Genomic DNA, 23,578 nt, shown 5'->3' with positions numbered 1-23,578 from the left:
GCCGAACACCAGCGCAGGCCTAGACACTCGCCAGCTGCCGGGCGATTTCATCCAGAAGAAGGTTCTCTTCCTCTCGAGTGAGGCCTGATCTGCGCTCCCGGTCGAGTCCGCGTTTTCGTTCGTCAGCTAGAACGTCCTCGAGGATCTCGTGCAGGTTTCGCTCGGTTCCTCCAGCGGCAACGAATCGGTCTCGGCTGCGTTGTGCAAATGCAAAGTCACTTCGGGGAAGCCACAACGGCAGCGAACGACGTCCGGCCCAATAGTTGACGTTGTGTTCGATCAGCCATTCATCATCGACCGAAATGAGATTGCCCGTATGGCCGGCCACTTGGGCGGCCGCCAGCAGAACCGTGGAGAGATCGCGTTCGCTGCCAACAGCGTTGTAAATTCCGGTGAGGCCTCGATGTCCAGCACCGATCAGCCACGCAGCCAGGTCACGAACATCGATGAATTGCACGGAACGATCTCGAACCTCCTGCAGGAGAACGGCTTCGTGCGACGCCAGGGCCAGTCGCGCGACCCAGTAACTGAACCGGTCGCTCGTGTCGCCCGGCCCAACGATAAGTCCCGGCCTCGCGATGAGTAGGTGGTCGCCAACTGCTTCAGTGGTGACGCGCTCAGCGGCGACTTTGGCCTGCGCGTAGTCATCAAAGTCGACTGCCTCGACGACAACGGCTTCTTCATCGGCTCCCGCTTCAGCGTTACTGGCGTACACGGAGACGGAGGAGACCAGTGTCCAGTGCTGCGCGCAATCGGCCAGAGCCTCGAGAGCCCCGGTGACTAGGTCAGCCTCGTAGGCGAGCTCGATAATTTCGTCCCAAGCGATGCCTGCGACCAGGACGTAAGCATCAGGTGTTCGCCGGTCGGATCGAATAAACGTCACGCCACTGGGGACAGCTCCTGACTCACCTCGAGCAAGGCACGTCACGTCGTCGCCGTTCGCCACCAACTGTTCGGCGATCTCGCGACCGAGCCAGCCCGTCCCGCCAAGAATAAGTGTGCGAGTCATGGCACCCAGTCAAGCGCAACAGCCACTCAAAAGACGGTGGTTTCGCTCTGAGCGCACAGGGTATCCGCGACTGCCCGGGCAAGTGCTGACGAATTGATCTGTCCGCTCCTATCTGGCGAGGATCGCGACGGAGGCGCTACTTTTCCCAGTTGGGTTTCTCGGCGGGACTGGCAGCGCGGTTTTGGCCGCCGGGCCGCCACGTTTGAGTAGCGTCGAACAGGAGGGGTCCGCGTAGCCAGGGGCGGCCGTCTCTCATGTCGATATCCCAGCCGGATGTTTCGATGCTCGCGTGCGCCGGGTCGCAGAGGAGAACGGCGTTGTCGATGTCGGTGAGGCCACCGGCACGCCAGGGGACGACGTGGTGAACCTGTGCCAGGTGTGGGGGCACGGTGCAGCCGGGGATGACACAGCCGCCATCGCGGGCCGCCAACGCTCGGCGCTGCTGGGCGGTAAAGAACCGGTTACTGTTGCCGAGGTGCAAGACCTGACCTTTGTGGCCGAACAATACGGGCTGATAGCCGCCGGCACAGATGAGCTCATCGACTAATTTCACAGTGAGGGGGCCGTCGATGCCGTCGATCCAGCCGGCACCCCGGCCGGCGAGGAGGTCGTTGATGTTGATGTGAACGAGCACCGTCGGTGCCGCCCCGCCCATGGTTGGGGTGCTCGGCTGCCGGGCGGCGGCTTCGAACACCGCGCGGAGGATTCCGGCCTGCTTCTCACTGATGGAGCGGGCGTCGGCCGGTTCCTGCGGGCACGGGCTGAGCGTGGCGGGCCGGTCGGAGCCGTGAAGGTCGCCGTTCTCGCCCCGCGCCGACTCGTCGTAGTCGTCGTTCCGGCCGTTCTGCACGGTCGCGCTGCCCTGCTCAGCCTGCTCGCCCTGCTCGCCCTGCTCGGCGAAGGCTCCACTTTCGGTGAGGCCTGCGTCGCTGTCAAGGCGGATGGTGTTGCTGTCATTTGTGTCGCTGTCGCTTGACGCGCTGCCACTAGTGGCGACGTCACTCGCGGTGTCGTCGGCGCAGGGGTCCGTCTCACGGAACGCGACTTTCGCACGGGGCGCCGCCCCGGGAACCGGGTTCGCCGCCGCGCTGGAGAGGTAGGCGTCGAAAACTGTGCTGATAATGGCGCGGTCGAGAGTGGTCAGCCAGCCGCTCAGGCTGTAGCCGCCGTTCGCCAGCCCACCAAAGGCCAACCAGCTGCGCCGTTCCGTCGCGGCCTCGCCCGGCGCCGACCCGTCGGGCGCCAGGCGCGCCTGCCACGCAATACCCTGCAGTCGCAGCGACTCCGGCGCAAACGCGATGCCGGCGCCCGGCAGGCCCTCGGTCTCGGGGGTGATCGCACCGGACCCGCTCGCCACCAGGGAACGCTCCACTCGGTCACGGTCATCTACCAACACGGAGGGGCGCAGTTCGTCGAGAACCTTCACGATCACCCGGGCCTGCTCCACACCGAGTTTCCCACCCTGCAATGCCTCCCCGACCACGGGGTAGGTCGGCGCGAGAGGGCGACCGAGCAGCATCCGCTCACCGGCATTCTTACCCAGCGACGCACGCTGCCGCACCTCACCGCGCGACAACCGGGCCAAGGTAGAGACCAGCACGAGGCCGCTTCGGCAGCCGAGACGACGAGCCAGCGACACCGCCCCCGCGGCCGCCAGCTCGGTCTGATCGGCCGTCACCTCCGCCGCAGTCGCGGCAACGGACGCATCAAGATATTCGGAGCGGCGCAGCACATCCGTCGTCGAGAGCACCCGGGCACCATCAACAACCCGGCCCACACTCTCCAGGGCGAGCAACATGCTCAGCGATTCTTCATCGCCCAGCGACCCGAACGACACCCCGCCCAACGCCGCCAACAACGCATCCCGCGCCTGCTCGACCGCCACAATGACGGTGTTCGAACTGGCCTCGCTGGGGTTTTCCATGAACATGGGCGCCATTGCCTCCTTCACACCGATTCTACCTCGAATCGAACACAAAAGCGAGAGATACTCAGTAGTATTTTCGGGAATGAAATTGACCGACTCATCCAATTTCGTCTATGTCACCGCCACTTCCACAAGACAGGGACTATCACTCTCACTACCGCAGCGTTTCGGCGCGAAACCTGCGACCTCGAAGCAATGAGCGATTTTTCGTCATGAATGCGCGTCAGCCGAGGCGGCGGGCAGCTCGGGCTGCAGACTCGTGCGCGGCGGCCAGTTCCCGGTGCTGCTTGGCGACCTCGTCGGCGGGGGCACCGAATCGTTCGCTGAGTGTGCGCGTGGCGACAATCGTCTCGACCGTCATGCCCAGGGCCTTGGCCAGAATGAGCGTCAGCGCAGGAAGCGCGTGGTCGTCGAACTCCGTGGACGTTCCGGCGTCGTAGACGCCACCGCGGGTCGACACGAGCACGGCAGGGCGACCGGCCAGCGGTTGCTGACGGGCGGGATCGTCGAACGGGGCCGTCACCGCCGGCAGGTGGATGTAGTCGATCCACGCCTTCAACGTCGACGGCATCGAGTAGTTGTAGAGCGGAACACCGATCAGCAGCACGTCGGCCGCGAGAAGTTCCGCGATGAGCAGCTGCTGCAGCGCTTCCTGCTCAGCGCTGGGGTTCGCACCCTCGGGGCGGAGGTGGGGCGGAAAGTGCAGCGCGGCGTCCGTCAGGTGCGGCAGCGGCTCACGGTGCAGGTCGCGGTGAACGACGGTGTGGTCGCCGCCCAGACTGCGCCAGGTGTCCGCGAAAGTCGCGGTGATCGCGCGCGAACGCGAGGTCACGAGGTCTGCGGACGAGTCGAGGTGCAACAGTGTGGGCATTCCCACAGCCTAAGTGCAGCGAGCACAACCACTCGTGTCGTGCCTTTGGGTTCTCTCGCGTTCGCCGAGGTGTGAGTTTCAGCGCGATTGAAACGTTGCAAGGACCCGAAACTCACACCTCGGCGACGGTGGCGAGCGGGTGCGGGCGGATGCCGCAGCCCGACTACTCCTCGTGCTCGCCGAACCGCGGCGCGGCCAGGCTGAGCGTCTCGCCGCGGAAGAAGGCCGGCCGCACCCGCGACTGCGCGATCATAATCACCACGCCGATGAGCAGGATGGCCATACCGAGCACGAAGACGAGACCGAGCCCAAAGATTTCGGAGCCGCTGCCGTAGTTCGGGTCCATGCTGTCGACCAGGGTCGTGCAGAACAGCACCGCCAGAATAATGCCGCCGATCAGGGGAAACACGAGGGTAAAGAAGGCGTTGCGCACGGTGGCGAACCACTGGCGGCGAAAGTACCAGACGCAGGCGAACGCGGTCAGGCCGTAGTAGAAGCAGATCATCATGCCGAGTGTGGTGATGGTGTCCCAGAGCACATCTTCGCTGACGAAACGCATGATCGTGTAGAACCCGGCAGCGACGATCGCTGACGCGATGGTGGCATACCCGGGGGTGAAGAATCGTGGGCTGACCTTGGCGTAGGCCGGCGGCAACGCGCCGTAGTGACCCATCGCGAGCAGGGTGCGGGCCGGCGAAACGAACGTGGACTGCAGCGAGGCAGCAGAGCTCGAGAGCACAGCGATCGACATGAGAATAGCGAACGGGCCGAGCGCTGGGCCGGCTAGGGCGAAGAACACGTTGCCTTGGATCGCCGGGTTGCCGAGGCCAACGCCCACCCCGCCAACACCGGCGAAAGAGATGGCTGCGATGGCGACGAACAGGTAGAGCACCATGACGATGATCACGGTGAGGGTCGCGGCCCGGCCGGGGGTCGAGCGGGAGCCCTTGGTCTCTTCCGACATGGTCAGGGTGACATCCCAGCCCCAGAAGATGAAGATCGACAGGCTCAGTCCGGCCGCGAAGGCGGAGAACGAGGTGACGGCGAAGGGGTTGAACCACGACAGCGACACCGGTGTGGGGTCGAAGGCCGTTCCGCTGACAATGTGCACGAAGGCCATGATGCCGAAGCCGACCAGCACGATCAGCTGGAACCCGACCAGCCAGTACTGCACCTTCTGGGTGGTCTGCATGTCCCGATAGCTGATCCAGGTGGCGGCGAAAATGAAAACCAGACAGGTTCCCACGTTGATCCACGGATTGCCGGCGAGGCCAGCGATCTCGGCGCTGTTGCCGAAAATCTGCGAGAGCATCAGGTAGAAGAAGTCGACCGCGATGCCGGCGAGGTTACTCAGCACCACGACCGTGGCGGCGATGAGCCCCCAGCCGGACATCCAGCCGATCCACGGGCCGAAGGCCCTGGTCGCCCAGGTGAAGCTCGTACCGCTGTCCGGCATCGCCTTGTTCAGTTCCCGGTAGCCGAGGGCGACCAGGAGCATGGGGATGAACCCGGCCACGAAGATCGCCGGCAGCTGTAATCCCACCTCCGCGACCGTGGGGCCGAGGGCTCCCGTGAGCGTGTAGGCCGGGGCGATGCACGAGATGCCGATGACGACAGCCCCGACCAGCCCGACCGAGCCGGCGCTCAGCCCCTTCTTGGAGATTCCCCCGGTCGTTTTCTCAACGGCTTCGCTGGCGTTGATTTCTAGTGTCATGTTTCGGTTACTTCCCCACCGTCTCGGTGAAATCTCGCGGCACCACGATGAGCGGCACCGGCAATTCGCGCAACATTTTGGCCGCGATCGAACCCAGAAAGAGTCGATGCGGTTGCGCCAGCCGGCTGGAGCCGACGATGCAGACCTCGGCCGGGTCCCAGTGCAGGCCGCGCACGGCATGCTCGATGCTGCCGCCGGAAGCGACGCTGGCGGTGACCTCGAGCCCGTCCATCAGGTGTTCGGTGGCGTAGTCGAGCACGGCCTGGGCGTGGTCGGCGGCGAGCTGGATGGTCTGGGCGTCGGCGTCGGCGCCGGGGCGGTCGATCGCGACGAGGGAGACCAGCCGTAGCGGAGCATCCACTGTACGGGCCAAACGGATGCCGGCCGTCAGCAGTCCGTCGGCGCCGGGTTTGGTCCCGACCGCGCAGGTGACTCGGCCGATCGGTTCGTCGGTGCCCATCACGCGGCTGCCCTCCGGGGCGAGAGCAACGGGAACGTGGGAAGAGTGCAGCAGACCGCCCGCGACACTGCCGATGGCGAAGCGCCCCAGCAGGCCGTGGGTGGCCGCGCCGACCACGATCAGGTTCGCCTGCAGCCGTTCGGCCGCTTTGAGCAGCCCCCGCGTGAAGGAGTCGGCGTGTTCGAGGTGGGTGTGCACGGAAATACCCTCGGGCACCAGAGTCAGCGCTTCGGCCAGCCAGACCTCGGCCGTTTCGAGCAGCAGCCGGTCGTAGCCGGGATCGGTGGGGGTGAGCGTCGCACGCTCCCCCGCATTGAGCACGAGCACGATGTCGAGTTCGGCGCCCGGCGCGCGGGCGAGGCGCACGCCGAGGGCGAGGGCATCCGCTCCCGCCGAGGTGGCGGTATAGCCGACCAGAAACCTCACACGGTGGCCAAGACACGCTGGGCGATAATCGCCGCAGCGGATTCCTGGCCGACCCTAATGGCACCGTCGACGTGCTGGTAGCCCTTGCCGGCCATATCGCTGCAGGAGAACGAGATCGGGCCGACGGGGCTGCGCAGTTCGGCGCCATACCTGGCCAGTCCACCCATGTCGAAGCTCGCGGCGTAGGCGCCACGGGTCCATTCCTCGGAACCCCAGTCGCTCTCGTAATAGACGACCGGGTGCAGGGCCTGCTCACCGTAGTAGTGCGACAGGGATTCCAGGATGCGCGTCTTGCGCTCGTCTGCGGTGAGCGCGAAGACGGCATCCGCTTCTTCATCGGAGACGAAGCCCACCAGGGTACCGCGCGGGTCCTCGAAGTTGGTGTTGTCGTAGGCCTCGTGCACGAGCTCGTACGGGCTGAACGCGGTGCCGGAGAGGTCGTCGGCGCGCCAGAACGGAGTCTCGTAGACGGCGTGCACCTTGATCACGAAGCCCATGGAGAGGTGCTGGTGCAGCTGCTGCTGGCGGCGCGGCAGGGGTGGTTCGAAGCTGATGCGGCTGATCAGGGGCGGCGGAACGGCCACAATGGCATGCCGAGCGGTCACCGTGATGCCGTCGGCTATGACGGTGACGCCGCTGTCGTTCCAGGCCAGGCTGCGCACCGGTGAATCAAGGAACACGTCAGCGCCGAGCTTCTCGGCGAGAAGTAGCGGCACCTGCTGCAGCCCGCCGACGACGCGCTCGTCGAGAATGAAATCGGCGTCGACGAGGTTGCTGAAGGAACCAGCGCTGGCCGCCATGAGCAGGGCCTGCAATGCCGAGAAGGCGTGCGCGGGCTTGGTGAGCATGGCTCCGGCAATGAACATGCCGATGTTGTCGCGGGCTTCCTGGTCGTCGGTCTGGGTCTCGAGCCAGCGACTGAAGGACACCTCGTCGAGTTCTTTGGCGAGCGGATGCTCCCACGGGCTGTCCGGGTTGATCTCGGCCACGAGGGCGTCGAGCTTCTCAATCAAACCGACGATCTGGGCTTCGGTGCCGGCCGGGACCGGAAAAATATCGCCGTCGAACCGGCTCACCACGCCGGCAGCATTGATGTAGACGTTGCGACCGGCCCGGTAACGCGGGTAGGTCGCGAGACCCAGCTCGGCCAGGGTCTCTTTGAGGGCATGCTGGTCGGGCGAGACCCACTGGCCGCCGATCTCGAGCATGGCGCCCTCGATCTGGTCGGTCCACAGGCGCCCGCCGACGCGGTCGCGGGCTTCCAGCACGGCCACGCTGAGGCCGGCTTTCTGCAGCGCGGTGGCGGCGGTGAGACCGGATGCCCCGGCGCCGATGATGACGACGTCACGATCAATCGTGGTCATGGTTGCTCCTGTGTTGAGTGGGGTTAGGTCGCGGGAATGAGGGTGTACTTGGTCGAGAGGTATTCGTTGATGCCTTCCAGGCCACCCTCACGACCGAGCCCGGACTGCTTGACGCCGCCGAACGGTGCCGCGGCGTTGGAAACCAGGCCGGTATTCAGGCCCATCATTCCGGTGTCGATACTGTCGATCATACGGTGTGAACGTGCGATATCGGTGGTGAATACGTATCCGATCAGACCATATTCGGTGTCATTTGCCAGTTCAATGGCCTCTTCGTCTGTTTCGAAGGTTGTAATGCCGGCCACCGGGCCGAAAATCTCTTCCCGCACCATTCGGCTGTCAGCGGGAACGCCGGTCAACACGGTGGGGGCATAGAACGAGCCGGGTCCGTCGGGGCGGGTGCCTCCGGTGAGCAGCGTGGCGCCGCGCGCGAGGGCATCCCGCACGAGGGCGTCAACGTTGTCGACGGCCGTCTCCGTCACGAGCGGTCCAAAGTTCACCGCGGGGTCGATGCCGGGGCCCTGCACGAGGGCGTTCACCCGCTCGGTGAGTCGGCGGCCGAATTCCTCGGCGATCGACGCGTGCACGATGAACCGGTTGGCCGCCGTGCAGGCCTGGCCGGTGTTGCGAAACTTCGCGAGCATCGCGCCGCTGACGGCCTTCTCGAGGTCTGCGTCGGCGAATACGATAAAGGGGGCGTTGCCGCCGAGTTCCATCGAGGTACGCAGCACGTTCTGGGCCGCCTGAGCGATCAAGGCTCGACCCACCGCGGTCGACCCGGTGAAGCTCAGCTTGCGCAGCCGGGGGTCGGCGATGATCGGGGCCGAGACGGCCTGCGACTCGGTGGTCGTTATGACGTTCACGACACCGGCCGGCACGCCGGCATCCGTCAGCAGCTGCACGAACAGCAGGGTGGTCAGGGGGGTCAGTTCGGCCGGCTTGACCACAACGGTGCAGCCAGCGGCGAGCGCCGGGGCAATCTTGCGGGTGGCCATGGCGAGCGGAAAGTTCCACGGTGTGATCAGGTAGCACGGGCCCACCGGCCGGTGAGTGACGACCATCGTTCCGGTGCCCTCCGGGTTGGCACTGTACCGACCGTTGATGCGAACGGCCTCTTCGCTGAACCAGCGCAGAAACTCGCCGCCGTAGGTCACTTCGCCGTTGGCTTCGGCGATGGGTTTGCCCATCTCGAGTGTCATGAGCGTGGCGAAATCGCCCCGACGCTCCTGGAGTAGATCGAAGGCGCGGCGCAGAATCTCGGCGCGTACTCGGGCCGGAGTTGCTGCCCAGGAGTCCGCGGCCGCGACGGCCGCGTCGAGGGCGCGGGCGCCATCAGCGACGGATGCGTTCTGGATGGTTTTCAGCACCAGACCGGTGGCGGGGTCGGTCACCACGATCGGCTCCCCGGTGCCGTTCACCCACTGACCGTTGATGTAGAGCTGGTCGGGTACGCGGGCCAGGAGTGCGACCTGACCGCTGGAGCGCACGGCGCCTTCGATCACGGTGCTCATACTGCGGCCGAATCGGCAGCGAGGGCCTCGGCCAAAACCTGCAGGCCCTCGAGTAGCAGGGAGTCGGGAATGCTGAGCGGCGGCAGAAAGCGGATGACGTTGCCGTACGTTCCGCAGCCGAGCAGGATGACGCCCTGCTCGTGGGAGGCGGCGATGACGCGGCCGGTCAGGGCTGCATCCGGCTCCCCGGTGGCGGGATCGACCAGCTCGATGGCCATCATGGCGCCGCGTCCGCGCACCTCGGCGATGCGCGGATCGGCTGCGGCGAGCGCGCCGAGGCGGTCGCCCATGATCGCGCCGATGGCGGCGGCGCGTTCGACCAGGTGCTCGGCCTCGTAGGTGTCGATGGTGGCGAGCGCGGCAGCACAGGCGAGCGGGTTACCCCCATAGGTTCCGCCGAGGCCGCCGGCCTGGGGTGAATCCATGATGTCGGCGCGCCCGGTGACGGCCGACAGCGGCAGGCCGCCGGCGATGCCCTTGGCGGTGCAGATCATGTCGGGCACAATGCCCTCGTACTCGCAGGCGAACATAGCGCCGGTGCGGGCGAAGCCGGTCTGGATCTCGTCGGCGATGAAGACGACCTCGTTGGCGCGGCACCAGGCCAGCAGGGTGGCCAAAAAGCCGGGTGCGGGAACGATGAAGCCGCCCTCGCCCTGGATGGGTTCGATGATGATCGCGGCGAGGTTGCTCGCGCCGATCTGCTTCTCGATCTGCGATATGGCACGGTTCGCGGCCACGACGCCATCGAGGCCGCCGTCGCGCAGCGGGTACGACATGGATGCCCGGTACACCTCGGGTGCGAAGGGACCGAAGCCGTTCTTGTAGGGCTGGTTCTTGGCGGTCAGGCCCATGGTCAGGTTGGTGCGGCCGTGGTAGGCGTGGTCGAAGGCCACGATGGCCTGTTTGCCGGTGAAGTGGCGGGCGATCTTCACGGCGTTCTCGACCGCTTCGGCGCCGGAGTTGAACAGCACGCTGCGCTTGACGTGGTCACCGGGGGTGAGACGGTTCAGGGCCTCGGCCACCTCGATGTAGGAGTCATAGGGAGCAACGGTGAAACAGGTGTGGGTGAACTGGGCCAGCTGGGCGGCGACGGCCTCGACCACCCGCGGGGCGCTGTTGCCGACACCGGTGACGGCGATGCCCGACCCCAGGTCGATCAGCGAGTTGCCATCCACGTCGACCAGAACGCCTCCGCCAGCGGCCACAACGTACACGGGGAGGGAGATACCCACTCCGGCAGAGACCGCCTGGGCCTTGCGTTCGCTCAAGCGGCGCGATTTCGGCCCGGGGATGCTCGTGACCAGTCTGCGTTCCTGGGCCAGCGTGGGGCCACCGAGCGGCGTGCTGGTGAGGCGAGGAGTGTCTACGAGTGTCATGAGTGTTTCCGATCGATGCGACGGGCGGTACCGCGGCCACGGTGCCAATGCGGCAATGCTAGGCACAACCCGGCGACAGCACTATCTCCGCCCTGTATAAGACTGTCGCCCGTACTTGCCGCGCTGTATAGTCGATCCATGCTCCCCACCCTCCGTCTGCTCCTCGCTGATCGAGATTTGGGGCTCACCCTCCTCGACGACGCTGATGCGAGCGCGGCCGACCCGATCACGCGGGCGGCACGGCTCGACCGCACGGTTGAATGGGTACACAGCTCCGATCTGATCGACCCGACCCCGTTCCTCTCCGCCGACCACGTGCTACTCACGACCGGCACCCAGTTCGGCAGTGATCCGGCAGCGGATGCCGACTACCACCCCTACGTGCAGCGCCTGCACGAGCGGGGTATCACGGCGCTCGGCTTCGGCACCGACGTCGTTCGGGACGGCACGCCCGACGGACTGATCGCCGCGTGCCGAACGCTTGGGCTGCCGTTGTTCGAGGTGCCCTATCACACCCCGTTCATCGCCATCGCCCGGGCGGCCGGCGACCTCGTGGCCGAGGATCGGTATGCCCGCGCCACTTGGGCGCTCAAGGCCCAGCGCGCGATCGCGCTCGCCGCCCTGCGTCCGGACGGCCTGAGCGCGACTCTCGCCGAGCTGTCCGCCCAGCTCGGCCATTGGGTGGCCCTGTTCGATGCGAGCGGAACCCTGGATCGGGTGTTTCCCCGCGCCACGTTCGCCGCGGCCCCCACAGCCCTCGCCACCGTGCAGCAGGAAGCCCGGCGACTGCTCGCCCGCGGTCAGCGGTCCAGCAGCACCGTTGACGCTGGCGGTGAAACCCTTACCCTGCAGACCCTCGGCGGCCACGACCACCTGCGCGGTGTACTCGCCCTCGGTGGCGCACTCGCCCTGGACCAGGCCAGCACTGAGGTGGTGACGAGCGTGATTGCCCTGGCCGGTCTCGCCCTCGAGCAGAACAATGCCCTGGATCGTGCCCAGGGGCTGCTGCGCACCGGCCTGCTGAACACCCTGCTCGCCGGGGACCAGACCCTGGTCGACCAGATCTCCAGACAAATGTGGGGCGCGCTCCCTGACCCACCGGTGCTGGTCGCCGTCGTGGATGTGCCGGCCATTCGCCGGGATGCGATCACCGAGTACCTGGAACTACGCGTCGACGATTCCCCCGGGCAGCTCTTCTTCGCCCGCCAAGACGACACCGTGGTGCTGTGTCTCGACCGCGCGGCCAACGGCATCCTCTTAAATCTGTGCGCACTGTTCGAACTGCACGCAGGCCTGTCGGAGCCGACGGGTTACCACCAGCTACCTCGCGCCCTCGATCAGGCCCATCAGGCGCTGGCCCGGGCACGGGAGAGCGCACCGGGCGTGACCGATTTCAGTATCGTCGCCCGGCAGGGCGTACTGGCCCTGCTGGCCAGAACGGATGCCCGCGAGGTCGGCCTCTCCACCCTCGCGCCGGTGATGGCGCACGATCAGGCACACGGCAGCGAGCTGCTGGCTACCGTGCGGGCGTGGCTCGTGTGCAACGGACACTTCGGTGAGGCCGCCGCGCAGCTCGGGGTACACCGCCACACGGTGCGCACCCGCATTCGACAGGCTGAGCAGCTGCTCGCCCGCGACCTGGGGTCGTTTCCGGCTCGAGCGGATGTCTGGGCGGCCCTGCTCGCCACCGACGCTGCCGTTGTGAAGCCGGTCAGGCCTTGAGCATCCATGGCTTGCGCCGCACCAGAACGTGGCCACGACTCGTGCTGAGGCGGGTCCACAGGCCCGACTCGAACAGCTGCACGGGTTCGTCATCGGAGAGAAAGCCCAGGCTGAACGCCGCGAAACCGGCCCCGGTCGGTACGAATTCGAGCCCGTCAACCTGACGGCCCCACACTTCGGAGCGCACGCGTTCCACGATCAGCTCGCCGGTGCCCTCCGGCACGGCGGCGGCAACCTCGTCGATGCCCTCCCGAGCGGCGGTTTCAAGGTGCGACGCCGGAGTCTGGCCGTGTGGTTCCCAGCCGCCCTTCGGCGGGGAGATGCCAGCCCAGGTCACAGTGTTCACCTCGAGCGGGACGGACACGATAACCGGGAGGCTCAGGTCGCGCGCGGTGGACTCCAGGCGTTTGAGGCGTTCCAGCAGCGACCGCACCGGCACGACCTTGTCGAGGTCAACCGGCTCGGTCAGGGCGAAGGTGCGCAGGCCGAGCACGGTCGGGCTCGCGTCGAGCAAACCGCGCGGATAGAAAATGGCGGTGTACACCGCCAGAACGCCGTCGGACGCCATGAGGCGCACGGAACCGTCGAGAACGCGGCCGGATCGTGAGAGAAACACGATCAGATCGCTGAGGGACTGGGAATCGGTAAGAGTGAATGACTGGCTCATCATCTTCTAAACTACCAAGATGCGCCACGACCGCATGCCGCGAACGCGAACTTGCCCGAGGAGACAGCATGCACAAGCCCACGGAAAGCCTTCTGGCCGTCCTCGATCTGACCGACACCGGTGCACGCACCAGCGAGGACATCTTCACCGGGCCGTCCCAGTGGATGCCGCTCGGCCGCGTATTCGGCGGGCAGGTGCTGGCCCAGTCCCTCGTCGCTGCGATGCGCACCGTGCCCGACGAACGCCACGTGCACTCGATGCACGGCTACTTTCTGCGCCCCGGTGATGTCAACCAGCCGATTACTTTTTCGGTCGAACGCATTCACGACGGCCGCTCCTTCTCCACCCGCCGCACGCAGTGCTATCAAGACGGCGTGCCGATCCTGTCGATGATCGCCTCCTTCCAGGACGCCGATGAGGGCTTGGAGCATCACCTGGAGATGCCGAAAGATATCCCCGATCCGGAAAGCCTGCCGACGGCATCCGAAGCGCTGGCCCACATCGACCACTCGGTAGCGCGTTATTGGGCCAACGAGCGGCCCTTCGACATGCGGCACGTTCCCTCGCCAATCTTTCTCAAGGTCAACGGTGAGCACACCTCGCGCCAGGCCGTGTGGATGAAGACGTTCTTACCGCTGCCCGACGACCCCGACCTGCACCGCTCAGCCCTGGCCTACGCGAGCGACTACTCGATCATGGAACCGATCATGCGCCGGCACGGAGTGGCCTGGGCGACTCCCGGTCTCAAAGTTGCCAGCCTGGATCACGCCATGTGGTGGCACCGGTTCGGTCGGGTCGACGAGTGGCTGCTCTACGTGCAGGATTCACCGAGCGCGCAGGGTGGCCGCGGCCTGGCCACGGGCAGCATCTTCAGCCGCGACGGCCTGCTCTTGGCTACCGTAGCGCAGGAGGGCATGCTGCGCGTGCCCATCGTTCTCGAGTAGCAGCGCTACCAGCTGGGTTTGGATTCGAGCAGCACCTTCTCGTCGGGCATCCAACGAATATCCACGCTGGCGATGTCGTTTTCGGACACGCTCGTGGTACCGGCCGCGCTGATGGTGCTGCCGGGACCGGAGATCCAGCTGGCCACGATGGTCTCCTGGCCGTCCCGGTCGGTCACGAACAGGGCGTAGGGCTGAGCGCCGAAATCGTCGCCGCCGCGCGCATAGCTGCAGTTCGCGTCGATGCGCGTGCCCCAGTCCTCGCCGGTCAGGCGAAACGAGGCCGTGAGCGGGCTGGGAACCACAGCGGTCATGGCGACGGCGGGTTCGGTGATGCTCTGACCGGGCTGATCGAGCCAGCCCGGCAGGACGAGGGCAGCGGATGCCGCGATCGCGGCGGCCGCCACGACCGCGCCAGCGGCGAGCAGGCGGGCGCGCCGGGTGTGCGCCCTGGCCGCCTGCACGAGGCGAGGCAGCAGGGTGGCGGAGGGAGCGGCATCCGCTCGGGAATCAACGGGCTGGTCCAGTTGCAGGGCCTGATCGAGCGGCACCTGGGCCAGCAGCCCCGGAAGACCCACGAGATGAGCGACCGCCTGGCTGCAGGCGACACAGTCGTTGAGGTGACGTTCGTAGTCGCGGCGGTCGGCCGGTGACAGGGCGCCGAGCACGTAGGCGCCGTCCCAGTCGGCGTACAGATCTGCTGGAGTGTTCATCGCTCCGTCACTCCTCGCTCTTGCAGTGCGAGCCGCAGGGCTCGCAGGCCGTAGTGCAGCCTGGACTTCACGGTGCCTTCGGGAATAACCAGGTCCCGCGCGGTCTCAGCCACGGACTGGCCTCGATAGTACGCGCAGACAATGACCGCCCGGTGGTCGGGTGAGAGATCGTGCAGGGCATCCGCGACCAGCCAGGCGTCGAGCAGGGCATCGGTCTGGTCGTCGGTGGGTACCTCGGGCAGCTGATCGGTGGGGATCTCGTGGCGGGCCCTGGCCGAGCGGCGATCGTCGATCACCAGGTTGCGGGCCACCGTGAACAGCCAGGCCCGAGCTGACACCTCGGTCTGGTCGAGCAGGCGGGGGCGTCGCCAGGCGCGCAGGAGCGTCTCCTGCACGACGTCGTCGGCAAAGGCCGGATCGTGCGTCAACCGCACAACATAGCGCCACAGGAGCGGCGCGTGTTCGTCGTGCAGGGCTTGCAGAAGTTCGGCACGCTCATCAGCCATGACTACCTCCCCGGCTTAACACGCGACGGACGCGTGTTCGGTTCAGTACTACCCGGTTTCGCGGCAACTCGGGCCGCTCAGTCGGGGAATTGTCAGCGTCGGGCGAACTCGATCGGCGCGTCGAGGTATGGAGTCCACGCGGCGCGTTCGGTGTCGTTGATGCGGCGGGGGCGTTCGCTCGCCGCATCAACGAGCACAATCGTGGTGTTCGCCCGCGCGTACAGAATCTCGGGTGTCACGCCGTCGGGGCTGCACACCTCGTAGCAGACGTCGAGGCTGGCGCCGCCGAGTTTGCCCAGCCAGAGTCGCACGTCCAGCGGCTGACGCAGGTACGGCACGGGCGCCAGATACTCGATCTCCTGCCGTGCGATCAGCGTGAGCGTTGCCGCACCCGGGCGTCCATCGAGCACGGCCGTGCTCGCGCCGATCGCACCGTCGTCTTCGGTCACCCAGAAAGCCAGGATGCGCGCCTCCTCGAGCAGGCGCAGCATCTCAGAATTGTTGACGTGACCGTACGCGTCGAGGTCGGACCACCGCAGGCGAATCGGTACGTGCAGCTTCACACGGTCTCCCTATTTTTTTGTTAGTCGCGGGTGAGCTTGCGGTAGGCGGAACGATGCGGCTTGGCCGCATCCGGTCCGAGCCGCTCGATCTTGTTCTGTTCATACGACTCGAAGTTGCCCTCGAACCAGTACCAGTTGGCCGGGTTGTCGTCGGTGCCCTCGTACGAGAGGATGTGCGTGGCCACCCGGTCGAGGAACCACCGGTCGTGAGTGATCACCACGGCGCAACCGGGAAATTCGAGCAGCGCGTTCTCGAGCGAACCGAGCGTTTCGACGTCGAGGTCGTTAGTGGGCTCGTCGAGGAGCAGCAGGTTGCCGCCCTGCTTGAGGGTGAGCGCCAGGTTCAGGCGGTTGCGCTCACCACCGGAGAGCACACCGGCCTTCTTCTGCTGGTCGGGGCCCTTGAAACCGAAGGTCGAAACGTAGGCGCGCGAGGGTATCTCGGTCTTGCCGACCTGGATGTAGTCCTGGCCGTCAGAGACGACCTCCCACAGGGTTTTGTTCGGGTCGATGCCGCCGCGGTCCTGGTCGACGTAGGAGATATCCACCGTCTCACCGATTCGCAGTTCGCCGCCGTCGAGCGGTTCCTTGCCGACGATGGTCTTGAACAGGGTGGTCTTTCCTACGCCGTTCGGGCCGATGATGCCGACGATACCGTTGCGCGGCAGCGTGAAGCTGAGATTCTCGATGAGCATGCGCCCGTCGAAGCCCTTCTCCAACTTGCTCGCATCGATGACCTGCGCGCCGAGGCGCGGGCCGACCGGAATCACGATTTCTTCGAAGTCGAGCTTGCGGGTGCTTTCGGCGGCGGTGACCATCTCTTCGTAGCGGGCCAGGCGGGCCTTCGACTTCACCTGACGGCCCTTGGCGTTGGAACGCACCCACTCAAGCTCGTCGGCGAGACGACGTGACAGCTTCGCGTCTTTCTTGCCCTGCACGAGCAGACGCTCCTGCTTCTTCTCGAGGTAGGTCGAGTAGTTGCCCTCGTACGGGTACAGGTGTCCGCGGTCGATCTCGGCGATCCACTCAGCAACGTGGTCGAGGAAGTACCGGTCGTGAGTGACGGCGAGCACGGCGCCCGGGTACTTGGCGAGGTGCTGCTCGAGCCAAAGCACGCTCTCGGCGTCGAGGTGGTTAGTGGGCTCGTCGAGAAGGAGCAGGTCGGGCTTCTGCAGCAGCAGCTTGGTCAGCGCCACCCGGCGCTTCTCACCACCGGAGAGGTTGGAGACCTCGGAGTCGCCCGGCGGGGTGCGCAGGGCATCCATGGCCTGTTCGAGCTGGGAGTCGAGGTCCCAGGCATCGGCTGCATCGATAGCTTCCTGCAGCACGCCCATTTCGGCGAGGAGGGTATCGAAGTCGGCGTCGGGTTCGCCGAGGGCGAGGCTGATCTCATTGAAGCGATCGACCTTGGCCTTGATCGGGCCGACGCCTTCCTGCACGTTCTCCAGCACGGTCTTGCTCTCGTCGAGCTGCGGCTCCTGCATGAGGATGCCGACGGTGTAGCCCGGCGAGAGTCTCGCCTCACCGTTGCTGGGGGTGTCCAGGCCCGCCATGATCTTGAGGATCGTGGACTTTCCGGCACCGTTCGGGCCGACCACACCGATCTTGGCACCGGGAAAAAAGGACATGGTGACGTCGTCAAGAATCAGCTTTTCGCCGATCGCCTTGCGAGCGCGGACCATTGAGTAAATAAATTCGGCCATAATATTTACCAGTCTATTTGCCGGGTGGACCCGACGAGACACAAACCAGTCGACAGAATCGGTGCGACCACGCTGTGGAAACCGTCACTGGCCGGCCCGATCTGCCCAATCAGGCATTCGCCATTGAATCGCACCGAGAAATGGATCGAGTCGGCGGCCAGGTCGGCCTGGGTTCGATCGAAGGACACTTCCATGGCTGTTCGGTCGAACCCGCCGGCCACGAGCGCGTCGATGTAGGCGCGCCCGTCAGCGCTGGGGTTGACCTTGGTGACAGCGGCAGCGAGAAAGTTGAAGTAGACGAGGTTCTCGGACGCGGTGCCGTCGGGCAGCAGTACCGGGTCTCGCACCGGAGTTGCCGACGGCTCCGGCGCTGAGGAACTGGCCGGCGCCGTGCCGCTGGTCGGGGGTTCGGCCGGGGCACCGGTGCACGCGGTCAGGCTGACTCCGACCAGCAGCACGGCCCCAACCACTGCCAGTGTGTACCGCGGGCGGCGTGCAGACCACCGCGCTGTTCTCACGGTCATATTCTGCCGTGCTGATTGTGCCACGCTCACGAACTGCCTCCCCCGGTCCACGCGCGTGGACGATGCTACGAGTCTAAACGGGCATACGCGTCCTGATCGGCATCGGTGTCGACGGGGACAAACCCGTCTCCGGACCGGTCGATGGGGCCAGGATCGGTCTCATATGCCGTGGCCGAATCGGCCGATGCGAAGGATTCGACCGGTTCCGGCTCGGTCTGGTCCGCGGCGTCACGGGCCGGTACCCCGCTGCGCACCGGCGTCGTGGTGTACCAGGCGAGGTCGTGGCCGACAGAATCAGCAATGATCTCAACGGACGTCCCAGATTTTTCGGCGTTGTTCCATTGGCGAATGACCAGCCGTCCGGTGACGACAACGTGCTCGCCCTTGCTGAGCGATTTTCCCGCATTCGTGGCCAGCTGTCGAAAGGTCGTCACGGAATACCAGCAGCTTTCGTCGACGATCCATTCGTCTTTGGCCTTGTCACGGTGGCTCTGGCGGGAGGCCAGCCGAAAGGAGGTGATCGGGGTCCCGTTCTTGCCGAAGGTCAGGTGGGGAACGGTGCCAATAACGCCGGATATTGTGATGCTGTCGCTCATAGTTTCTCCCGGCACGGTGATCGCGTGAACACGCACACTCTCGGCGCCATGCGAACCGCCGGCGCACACGACCCGGGAACAACAACTCGTGCCAGTCTTCGTTGAACCCGGGTCGCACACAGTGAGTGTGCCGCCCGAAACGACGACCCGACTGAATCCGCGGAAATCCGTGGAGAATTCAGCTATTCACCGATTGGGGAGGAGAGGCTAGCTGACCAGGTATTGGGAGTACGACTTGCGGATCTTGTTGACCTTCGGCACGGCGACGGCCATGCAGTAGCCCTGCCCGGGGTTCTTGTTGAAGAAGTCCTGGTGGTAGTCCTCGGCCTCGTGGTAGTCGCCGAGTGGCTCGATCGTGGTCGTGATGCCGGAGCCCCACCATTCGGTCGCCCGGTCGCGGGCCGTTTCAAACAGCTGCTTCTGCGCGTCGTCGGTGTAGAACATGGCCGACCGGTACTGGGTTCCGACGTCGTTGCCCTGACGGTTGAGCTGGGTGGGGTCATGCAGTGTGAAGAACACGTCAAGAATGACGCTGGCCGGAATGACGTCGGGGTCGAAGGTCACGGCAACGGCTTCGGCATGCCCGGTGCGCCCGGTGCAGACCGCTTCGTAGCTCGGGTTGGCGGTCGAGCCGCCGGTATACCCCGAGACCACGTCGCTCACTCCACGTAGCACCCGATACACAGCATCGAGACACCAGAAACATCCACCTGCGACCACAAAAGTTTGCACCTGTCCACCCTATCTCCTCCCCCGCCGCAGCCACAGGTTGATCCGGCACTCTGGCCGTCTGTTCGCCGAAAGCGCATGTCGGTGGTCGCCCATACGGTAAGAGAAACACCCGCGGCCGGCCGGGTTACCGCTGAACCAGTACGTAAGGAGCACTCATGACCACTCTCATCGCACCCGTTACTCACTCAGCATTTCCAGCAGTGCGTGGCCGCCGGTTCGTCCTCGTGCGCGACGGGCTGTGGCGCATCGTCGACCCGGTCGGCGCTGTCGTCGGCTATATCGAACGCGAGGCCAGTGCCGATAAAGGCGGTGCTGATATCAGCGGCGCTGACGGCGACCGGTACAGCGCCAGGCGCGTCGTCTTCGCGACCCGCACGCGCGAACTCGGTGTGTTCTGTCGCATCGACGACGCTGTGGACTGCTTCCGGTGACGAGGCTACGTGTTCCAGAGAGTGGGTTGGGGGCACGCCGCGTCTGATCCCCGAAAACAGGGGTCGGCGCGGATAAAATCCAGCACATGGAATGGTGGAATAACTTCGTAGCCTGGTTTACCGACGTGAGCACCCAACCGATGGTTTTTACCGCGGTCGTGTTCATCGGCGCAATCGTCATTGCCAGCGTGCTGGCCGCGTTGATCTCGCGCGGGGCCGTCAAACGGCTCATCACCCAGCGAGATCGCGAGATCAAAGTAGCCGCGATCGCGACCCTCGTCGATGCCGCGACCGAGGCATCCGTCTGGAATTCGCTGACACCGCAGGAGCAGGTCATGAGCGACCGGGCGGTCGGCCAGGCCGACATTCAGGTGCGGTTGCTGCCGATTCGCGGATCGGGAATTGCCGCCAACTGGGCTGCTCACGAGCTCTACGAGCTCAAGCGCACCTCAGCTACCTTCGGCTACCAGTTGGAACCGGCCCTGGTCGAGTTTCGTGACCGCCTGGTCGAGTGGCAGAACAAGCCGGCTCGCGCCCGCAAGATCTTCCAGGGGGATCTCGATCGCTGGAAGTCGCAGAACTCCTCCACCGAGAAGAGCCTGCTCGCCGAACAGGAAGCGTGGGTGGCGCAGCAGCACCACGACCAGTACAACGCCGCCGATTCGGCACCGGCGCCCGTGCGGGTCGCGCCGCTCACCCCGGCAGCCGTCAATCGCACGCCGGCATCCGCGTCGGACGCCGGGGCGGAAACCCAGCGTCTGCTCGACGACGTCAACAAGCTCGAGGTTCGCGGCACCGACCCACTCACGCGTTCCTCGGCGGCCCCGACCCTGTAGTCGCGACACAAGAAACGAGCCGGTCGGCGCTTCCCAGCGCTGACCGGCTCGTTTCTTATGTTGGGCCTACTGCCACCACTCATCAAACAGTGAGGCCGGCACCCGTCGCTTGTGCTCGGTGCTGAGGTAGCGCGCCTCGATGGCCTCGGCCACCTCGTCGTCGACGGGCTGACCCTCCAGGAAATCGTCGATGTGCTCGTACTGCAGACCGAGATTGGCCTCGTCGGTCTGGCCGGGAGTGTGGTCGAGCAGGTCAGCGGTGGGGTCCTTCAGGTAGAGCTGTTCGGGCGCACCCAGCTCCATCAGCAGGGCGCGGCCCTGGCGCTTGGTGAGTCCGGTGAGCGGCAGAATGTCGGTTCCGCCGTCGCCGTACTTGGTGAAGAAGCCGGTGACGGCCTCTGCCGCATGGTCGGTTCCGACCACGAGCAGGCCGAGCTGGCCGGCCACCGCATACTGGGCGATCATGCGGGAGCGGGCCTTGACGTTGCCCTTGGTGAAGTCGGTCATGGCCACGTCGAGGCTCGCCAAAAATTCGCTCTCGAACCCGTCAACGGCGAGCTCAATGTTGAAGGTGGCCTGCGAGGGCGGGCGGATGAATTCCAACGCGAGTTGGGCATCCGCTTCGTCGCGCTGCACCGCGTAGGGCAGGCGCACGGCGACAAAAGTGGCCGGATGCCCCTCTGCGGTGAGTTCGTCGACGGCCAGTGCAGACAGCCGACCGGCCAAGGTAGAGTCCTGGCCGCCGCTGATGCCGAGCACGAGCCCCTGGGCACCCGTGTGCTTGAGATATTCCTTGAGGAATTTCACCCGGCGGCGTACTTCGGCGGCCGGGTCGATGGTGGGTGAGACGTTGAGTTCCGCGATGATTCGCGCCTGGAGTTCTCGCATACTTGAATCTAGCAATCCTCGAGACTTTGCGCTGCGGCCTGCCTCGAGATCAGCACCGGGGTACCGGCGAATCGTGGCGAACTCTTCCCGTACGGTAGGACAAAGACCTCTCGGGGGGGCGCAATAATAAGTACAGCATGCACGAGGAGTTCAGCGAAGCACGATCCGGCAGAACGGTTCGCGGAATCAGCCGGTCTGCACTGGCAATCGCTGTGTCCGGTATTCTCTTGGCCGGACTCGGCGGGTGCGCCGCCGTCACGAACGACGAAACGGATGCCACACCTGCTGAGCAGACCGCGCAGCCGACTGCCGCCGCACGCGCAGGCTGCAGTTCCGAACTCGCCCTGGACTACGGCGACGTGGTCGGCCTGGAAGACGTGACCGACGAGTTCGGCACCTACTGCCACACCACGATCAGCCCCACCGCTGAGGCAGCCGTCTACGACTCCACCAAGACCGACTTCGAGACCCTGGCCGAATTCGGCTTCACCGAGGACGATGCCAGGGAAGCCTTGCCGGCCGCCCTGCGCATTCTCACCGAAGAGGTTCTGGACAGCAGTCGGCTCGACAACTACAGCGTCGCCCCGGCCGAGTGGTTTGCGGCGAATTCCGATTACATCACCACCGATTGGCAACCCAAGTTTCAGAATGCGATCGATAACGACGGTGCCGTACTCGGCCCGGCAGCCTTCGTCGTCACCGACATTCTGCCGGCCCCGCTTGCGCGCGACGGAGGTGCCCGCGCGTCGAGCACCGTCGTACGTCTGGATCGGGTGTACGCCGAAGAGCCAGACGGAGGCGAGCCGAATCTGATCTTCAGATTCAGCTCAACGAGCACGTTCGTTGCGACGGATGCCCAGATTGTCGCGCTGGTGCTCGCGGCCGACCCCGTCCAGAGCGCAGATGCTCTGCGAGCCTCCAACCCCGAACTCTTTGACGGGGCGGGTAATCTCTGAGCGCCTCGATGGAGGCCATGCGGAGAGCGCGCGGCAGGACCGTCTGCGCCGTCCTCGCGAGAGCGGGTGAACGGTTACTTCGGCGCTCGTGAAGCAACCGTTTACTCGCTCGCGCCGGTGGGAAGAAACTTCTGAACTTTTGTCTGTATTTGACTGAGATTTACTCGCCTTTGGGATCGATTTCGGCTATACTTGTGGGTGAAGGAGGCACCGACGCCATGACCCTCACCGCCCCGCCCGCCACAGCCGGTTCGATGCCGCAAGGTTCTCGCGTTGAAGCGGTGGCTCAGGCCGGTACCATTCTGGCGGCAGCGTTTGACGATGTGCGGTTCGGTCACCTCGACGATGCTGAAGCTGTTGCGGTTCTCGCGGCGTTGGAGGGGCTCGGCCGCAAGGTCGATGGGACCAGGCTACGCGCCACCACCGACATCGGTGTGCGCGCCGAAATCGACCTTGGCAGTGGGTCGCTGGCGTACCGAAACGGATGCCGCAACCGGGTCGAGTTCATCACCCAGCTTGCCGGCATCTCGGGCCGCGAAGCCAAACGTCGCCTGAAACTCGGTGAGACCGCGGTGGAACGTACCCCGCTGGGCCTGCCCGTCCCGGCGCGGTACCCGGTCATCGCCGACGGCCTGACCAGCGGGGAACTCGGGGTGGAATCGGCCGAGATCATCGCCAGCACCCTCACCGCTCTGCAGGGAAAGGTCCTGCCGGATGACCTCGACCGGGTTGAGCGCGCCCTCGTCGCCACCGCCACCGGAGCCATCACCCCGGAAACCGCCGGGCTCCCCGGGGCGGGCATCCGCTTCGCGCCCGACGTACTCCGGGCGCAGGCGATGGAATGGCAGGCCCGCCTCGACCCCGACGGCACCGCCCCCAGTTGGGACGTGACCGAGGCGAAAAGCACGCTGACGTTCGGGCTGCTGCGCAACGGGCTCTACCCGCTGCGGGCCGAGGTCACCCCGGAACTGCGCGGCATCATGGACACCCTCTTCGACACCTACCTATCCGCCCGCTCACGCACCCCCATGTTCGTGCCCACCGAGACCCTCGACGGCAGTACCGACGGCGCCAGCAACGCCGAGCTGGACGGCCTCGATGACAGCGACACGGAGAGCGAGCGGTTCAGCGCCGACCCGTTC

At 65.6% G+C, this 23,578-nt stretch carries 23 protein-coding genes; 6 read left to right on the top strand and 17 right to left on the bottom strand.

Annotated features, from left to right (window positions below; genetic code table 11):
* Positions 1-19 precede the first annotated feature (19 nt).
* From E3T35_RS00260 to gabT, 8 genes are all read right to left on the bottom strand, one after another.
* On the bottom strand, positions 20-1,009 hold the full coding sequence (locus E3T35_RS00260) for an NAD-dependent epimerase/dehydratase family protein (RefSeq protein WP_134377569.1): 990 nt from the start codon (positions 1,007-1,009) through the stop codon (positions 20-22).
* Positions 1,010-1,145: 136 nt separating this feature from the next.
* Positions 1,146-2,948, bottom strand: coding sequence for an HNH endonuclease signature motif containing protein (locus E3T35_RS00255; protein ID WP_134377568.1), 1,803 nt, complete (start codon positions 2,946-2,948; stop codon positions 1,146-1,148).
* A gap of 211 nt (positions 2,949-3,159) precedes the next feature.
* Entirely contained in the window at positions 3,160-3,807 is a 648-nt protein-coding gene (locus tag E3T35_RS00250) for an FMN-dependent NADH-azoreductase (protein ID WP_134377567.1), read from the bottom strand.
* A 163-nt stretch (positions 3,808-3,970) separates the two neighbouring features.
* Positions 3,971-5,521, bottom strand: coding sequence for an APC family permease (locus tag E3T35_RS00245; protein ID WP_134377566.1), 1,551 nt, complete (start codon positions 5,519-5,521; stop codon positions 3,971-3,973).
* Between the two features lie 7 nt (positions 5,522-5,528).
* Positions 5,529-6,407, bottom strand: a complete 879-nt coding sequence (locus tag E3T35_RS00240; protein ID WP_134377565.1) for a universal stress protein — start codon at positions 6,405-6,407, stop codon at positions 5,529-5,531.
* Positions 6,404-7,771, bottom strand: a complete 1,368-nt coding sequence (locus E3T35_RS00235) for an NAD(P)/FAD-dependent oxidoreductase (RefSeq protein WP_134377564.1) — start codon at positions 7,769-7,771, stop codon at positions 6,404-6,406. The genes E3T35_RS00240 and E3T35_RS00235 overlap by 4 nt, the downstream gene beginning before the upstream one ends.
* A gap of 23 nt (positions 7,772-7,794) precedes the next feature.
* The gene (locus E3T35_RS00230) at positions 7,795-9,282 is read right to left on the bottom strand and encodes an NAD-dependent succinate-semialdehyde dehydrogenase (RefSeq protein WP_134377563.1); all 1,488 of its coding nucleotides are present in this window, start codon (positions 9,280-9,282) and stop codon (positions 7,795-7,797) included.
* A complete protein-coding gene (gabT, locus tag E3T35_RS00225) occupies positions 9,279-10,658 on the bottom strand; it encodes a 4-aminobutyrate--2-oxoglutarate transaminase (RefSeq protein WP_134377562.1) in 1,380 nt (459 codons plus the stop codon). The genes E3T35_RS00230 and gabT overlap by 4 nt, the downstream gene beginning before the upstream one ends.
* A gap of 138 nt (positions 10,659-10,796) precedes the next feature.
* Here gabT and E3T35_RS00220 point away from each other — a divergent pair, with 138 nt between their 5' ends.
* Positions 10,797-12,380, top strand: a complete 1,584-nt coding sequence (locus E3T35_RS00220) for a PucR family transcriptional regulator (protein WP_134377561.1) — start codon at positions 10,797-10,799, stop codon at positions 12,378-12,380.
* On the opposite strand, the gene E3T35_RS00215 is transcribed toward E3T35_RS00220, so the two are convergent.
* A complete protein-coding gene (locus E3T35_RS00215; RefSeq protein ID WP_134377560.1) occupies positions 12,370-13,047 on the bottom strand; it encodes a hypothetical protein in 678 nt (225 codons plus the stop codon). The two genes, E3T35_RS00220 and E3T35_RS00215, sit on opposite strands and share 11 nt — an antisense overlap.
* A 68-nt stretch (positions 13,048-13,115) precedes the next feature.
* On the opposite strand from E3T35_RS00215, the gene E3T35_RS00210 reads away from it, so the two are divergent.
* On the top strand, positions 13,116-13,991 hold the full coding sequence (locus tag E3T35_RS00210; protein WP_134377559.1) for an acyl-CoA thioesterase II: 876 nt from the start codon (positions 13,116-13,118) through the stop codon (positions 13,989-13,991).
* 5 nt (positions 13,992-13,996) lie between these two features.
* Here E3T35_RS00210 and E3T35_RS00205 read toward each other — a convergent pair whose 3' ends face one another.
* The 7 genes from E3T35_RS00205 to msrA all read right to left on the bottom strand — a co-directional run bounded on the left by E3T35_RS00205 (position 13,997) and on the right by msrA (position 19,325).
* Complete coding sequence (locus E3T35_RS00205; protein WP_134377558.1) at positions 13,997-14,701, bottom strand: zf-HC2 domain-containing protein; 705 nt, start codon at positions 14,699-14,701, stop codon at positions 13,997-13,999.
* Positions 14,698-15,207, bottom strand: coding sequence for a sigma-70 family RNA polymerase sigma factor (locus E3T35_RS00200; RefSeq protein ID WP_092339896.1), 510 nt, complete (start codon positions 15,205-15,207; stop codon positions 14,698-14,700). Before E3T35_RS00200 ends, E3T35_RS00205 begins: the two co-directional genes overlap by 4 nt.
* A gap of 92 nt (positions 15,208-15,299) precedes the next feature.
* Entirely contained in the window at positions 15,300-15,770 is a 471-nt protein-coding gene (locus E3T35_RS00195; RefSeq protein WP_134377557.1) for a thioesterase family protein, read from the bottom strand.
* 20 nt (positions 15,771-15,790) lie between these two features.
* A complete protein-coding gene (gene ettA / locus E3T35_RS00190) occupies positions 15,791-17,473 on the bottom strand; it encodes an energy-dependent translational throttle protein EttA (RefSeq protein WP_092339894.1) in 1,683 nt (560 codons plus the stop codon).
* A 5-nt stretch (positions 17,474-17,478) separates the two neighbouring features.
* A complete protein-coding gene (locus tag E3T35_RS00185; RefSeq protein ID WP_241988672.1) occupies positions 17,479-17,991 on the bottom strand; it encodes a hypothetical protein in 513 nt (170 codons plus the stop codon).
* A 71-nt stretch (positions 17,992-18,062) separates the two neighbouring features.
* Positions 18,063-18,593: a single-stranded DNA-binding protein gene (locus E3T35_RS00180; protein ID WP_134377555.1), complete on the bottom strand. Its 531-nt coding sequence runs from the start codon at positions 18,591-18,593 to the stop codon at positions 18,063-18,065.
* Between the two features lie 207 nt (positions 18,594-18,800).
* Positions 18,801-19,325: a peptide-methionine (S)-S-oxide reductase MsrA gene (gene msrA / locus E3T35_RS00175; RefSeq protein WP_134344150.1), complete on the bottom strand. Its 525-nt coding sequence runs from the start codon at positions 19,323-19,325 to the stop codon at positions 18,801-18,803.
* Positions 19,326-19,480: 155 nt separating this feature from the next.
* On the opposite strand from msrA, the gene E3T35_RS00170 reads away from it, so the two are divergent.
* Both E3T35_RS00170 and E3T35_RS00165 read left to right on the top strand, forming a co-directional pair.
* Entirely contained in the window at positions 19,481-19,756 is a 276-nt protein-coding gene (locus E3T35_RS00170; RefSeq protein ID WP_134377554.1) for a DNA mismatch repair protein, read from the top strand.
* 86 nt (positions 19,757-19,842) lie between these two features.
* Positions 19,843-20,592 carry a hypothetical protein gene (locus E3T35_RS00165; RefSeq protein ID WP_105036532.1) on the top strand — a complete coding sequence of 250 codons (750 nt, stop codon included), beginning with the start codon at positions 19,843-19,845 and terminating at the stop codon, positions 20,590-20,592.
* Between the two features lie 66 nt (positions 20,593-20,658).
* On the opposite strand, the gene nadE is transcribed toward E3T35_RS00165, so the two are convergent.
* Complete coding sequence (gene nadE / locus E3T35_RS00160) at positions 20,659-21,480, bottom strand: ammonia-dependent NAD(+) synthetase (protein ID WP_134377553.1); 822 nt, start codon at positions 21,478-21,480, stop codon at positions 20,659-20,661.
* Between the two features lie 212 nt (positions 21,481-21,692).
* Between nadE and E3T35_RS00155 the strand changes: the two genes are divergently transcribed.
* Together E3T35_RS00155 and E3T35_RS00150 are read left to right on the top strand one after the other, a co-directional pair.
* Positions 21,693-22,436: a hypothetical protein gene (locus E3T35_RS00155; protein WP_134377552.1), complete on the top strand. Its 744-nt coding sequence runs from the start codon at positions 21,693-21,695 to the stop codon at positions 22,434-22,436.
* A gap of 218 nt (positions 22,437-22,654) precedes the next feature.
* Positions 22,655-23,578, top strand: a 924-nt coding sequence (locus E3T35_RS00150; RefSeq protein WP_134377551.1) for a DUF222 domain-containing protein, incomplete at its 3' end; no start/stop codon positions are given.

Source organism: Cryobacterium sp. TMT1-2-2, from assembly GCF_004403505.1.
GTDB lineage: Bacteria > Actinomycetota > Actinomycetes > Actinomycetales > Microbacteriaceae > Cryobacterium > Cryobacterium flavum.
This window is presented reverse-complemented; position numbering and strand designations above follow the sequence as displayed.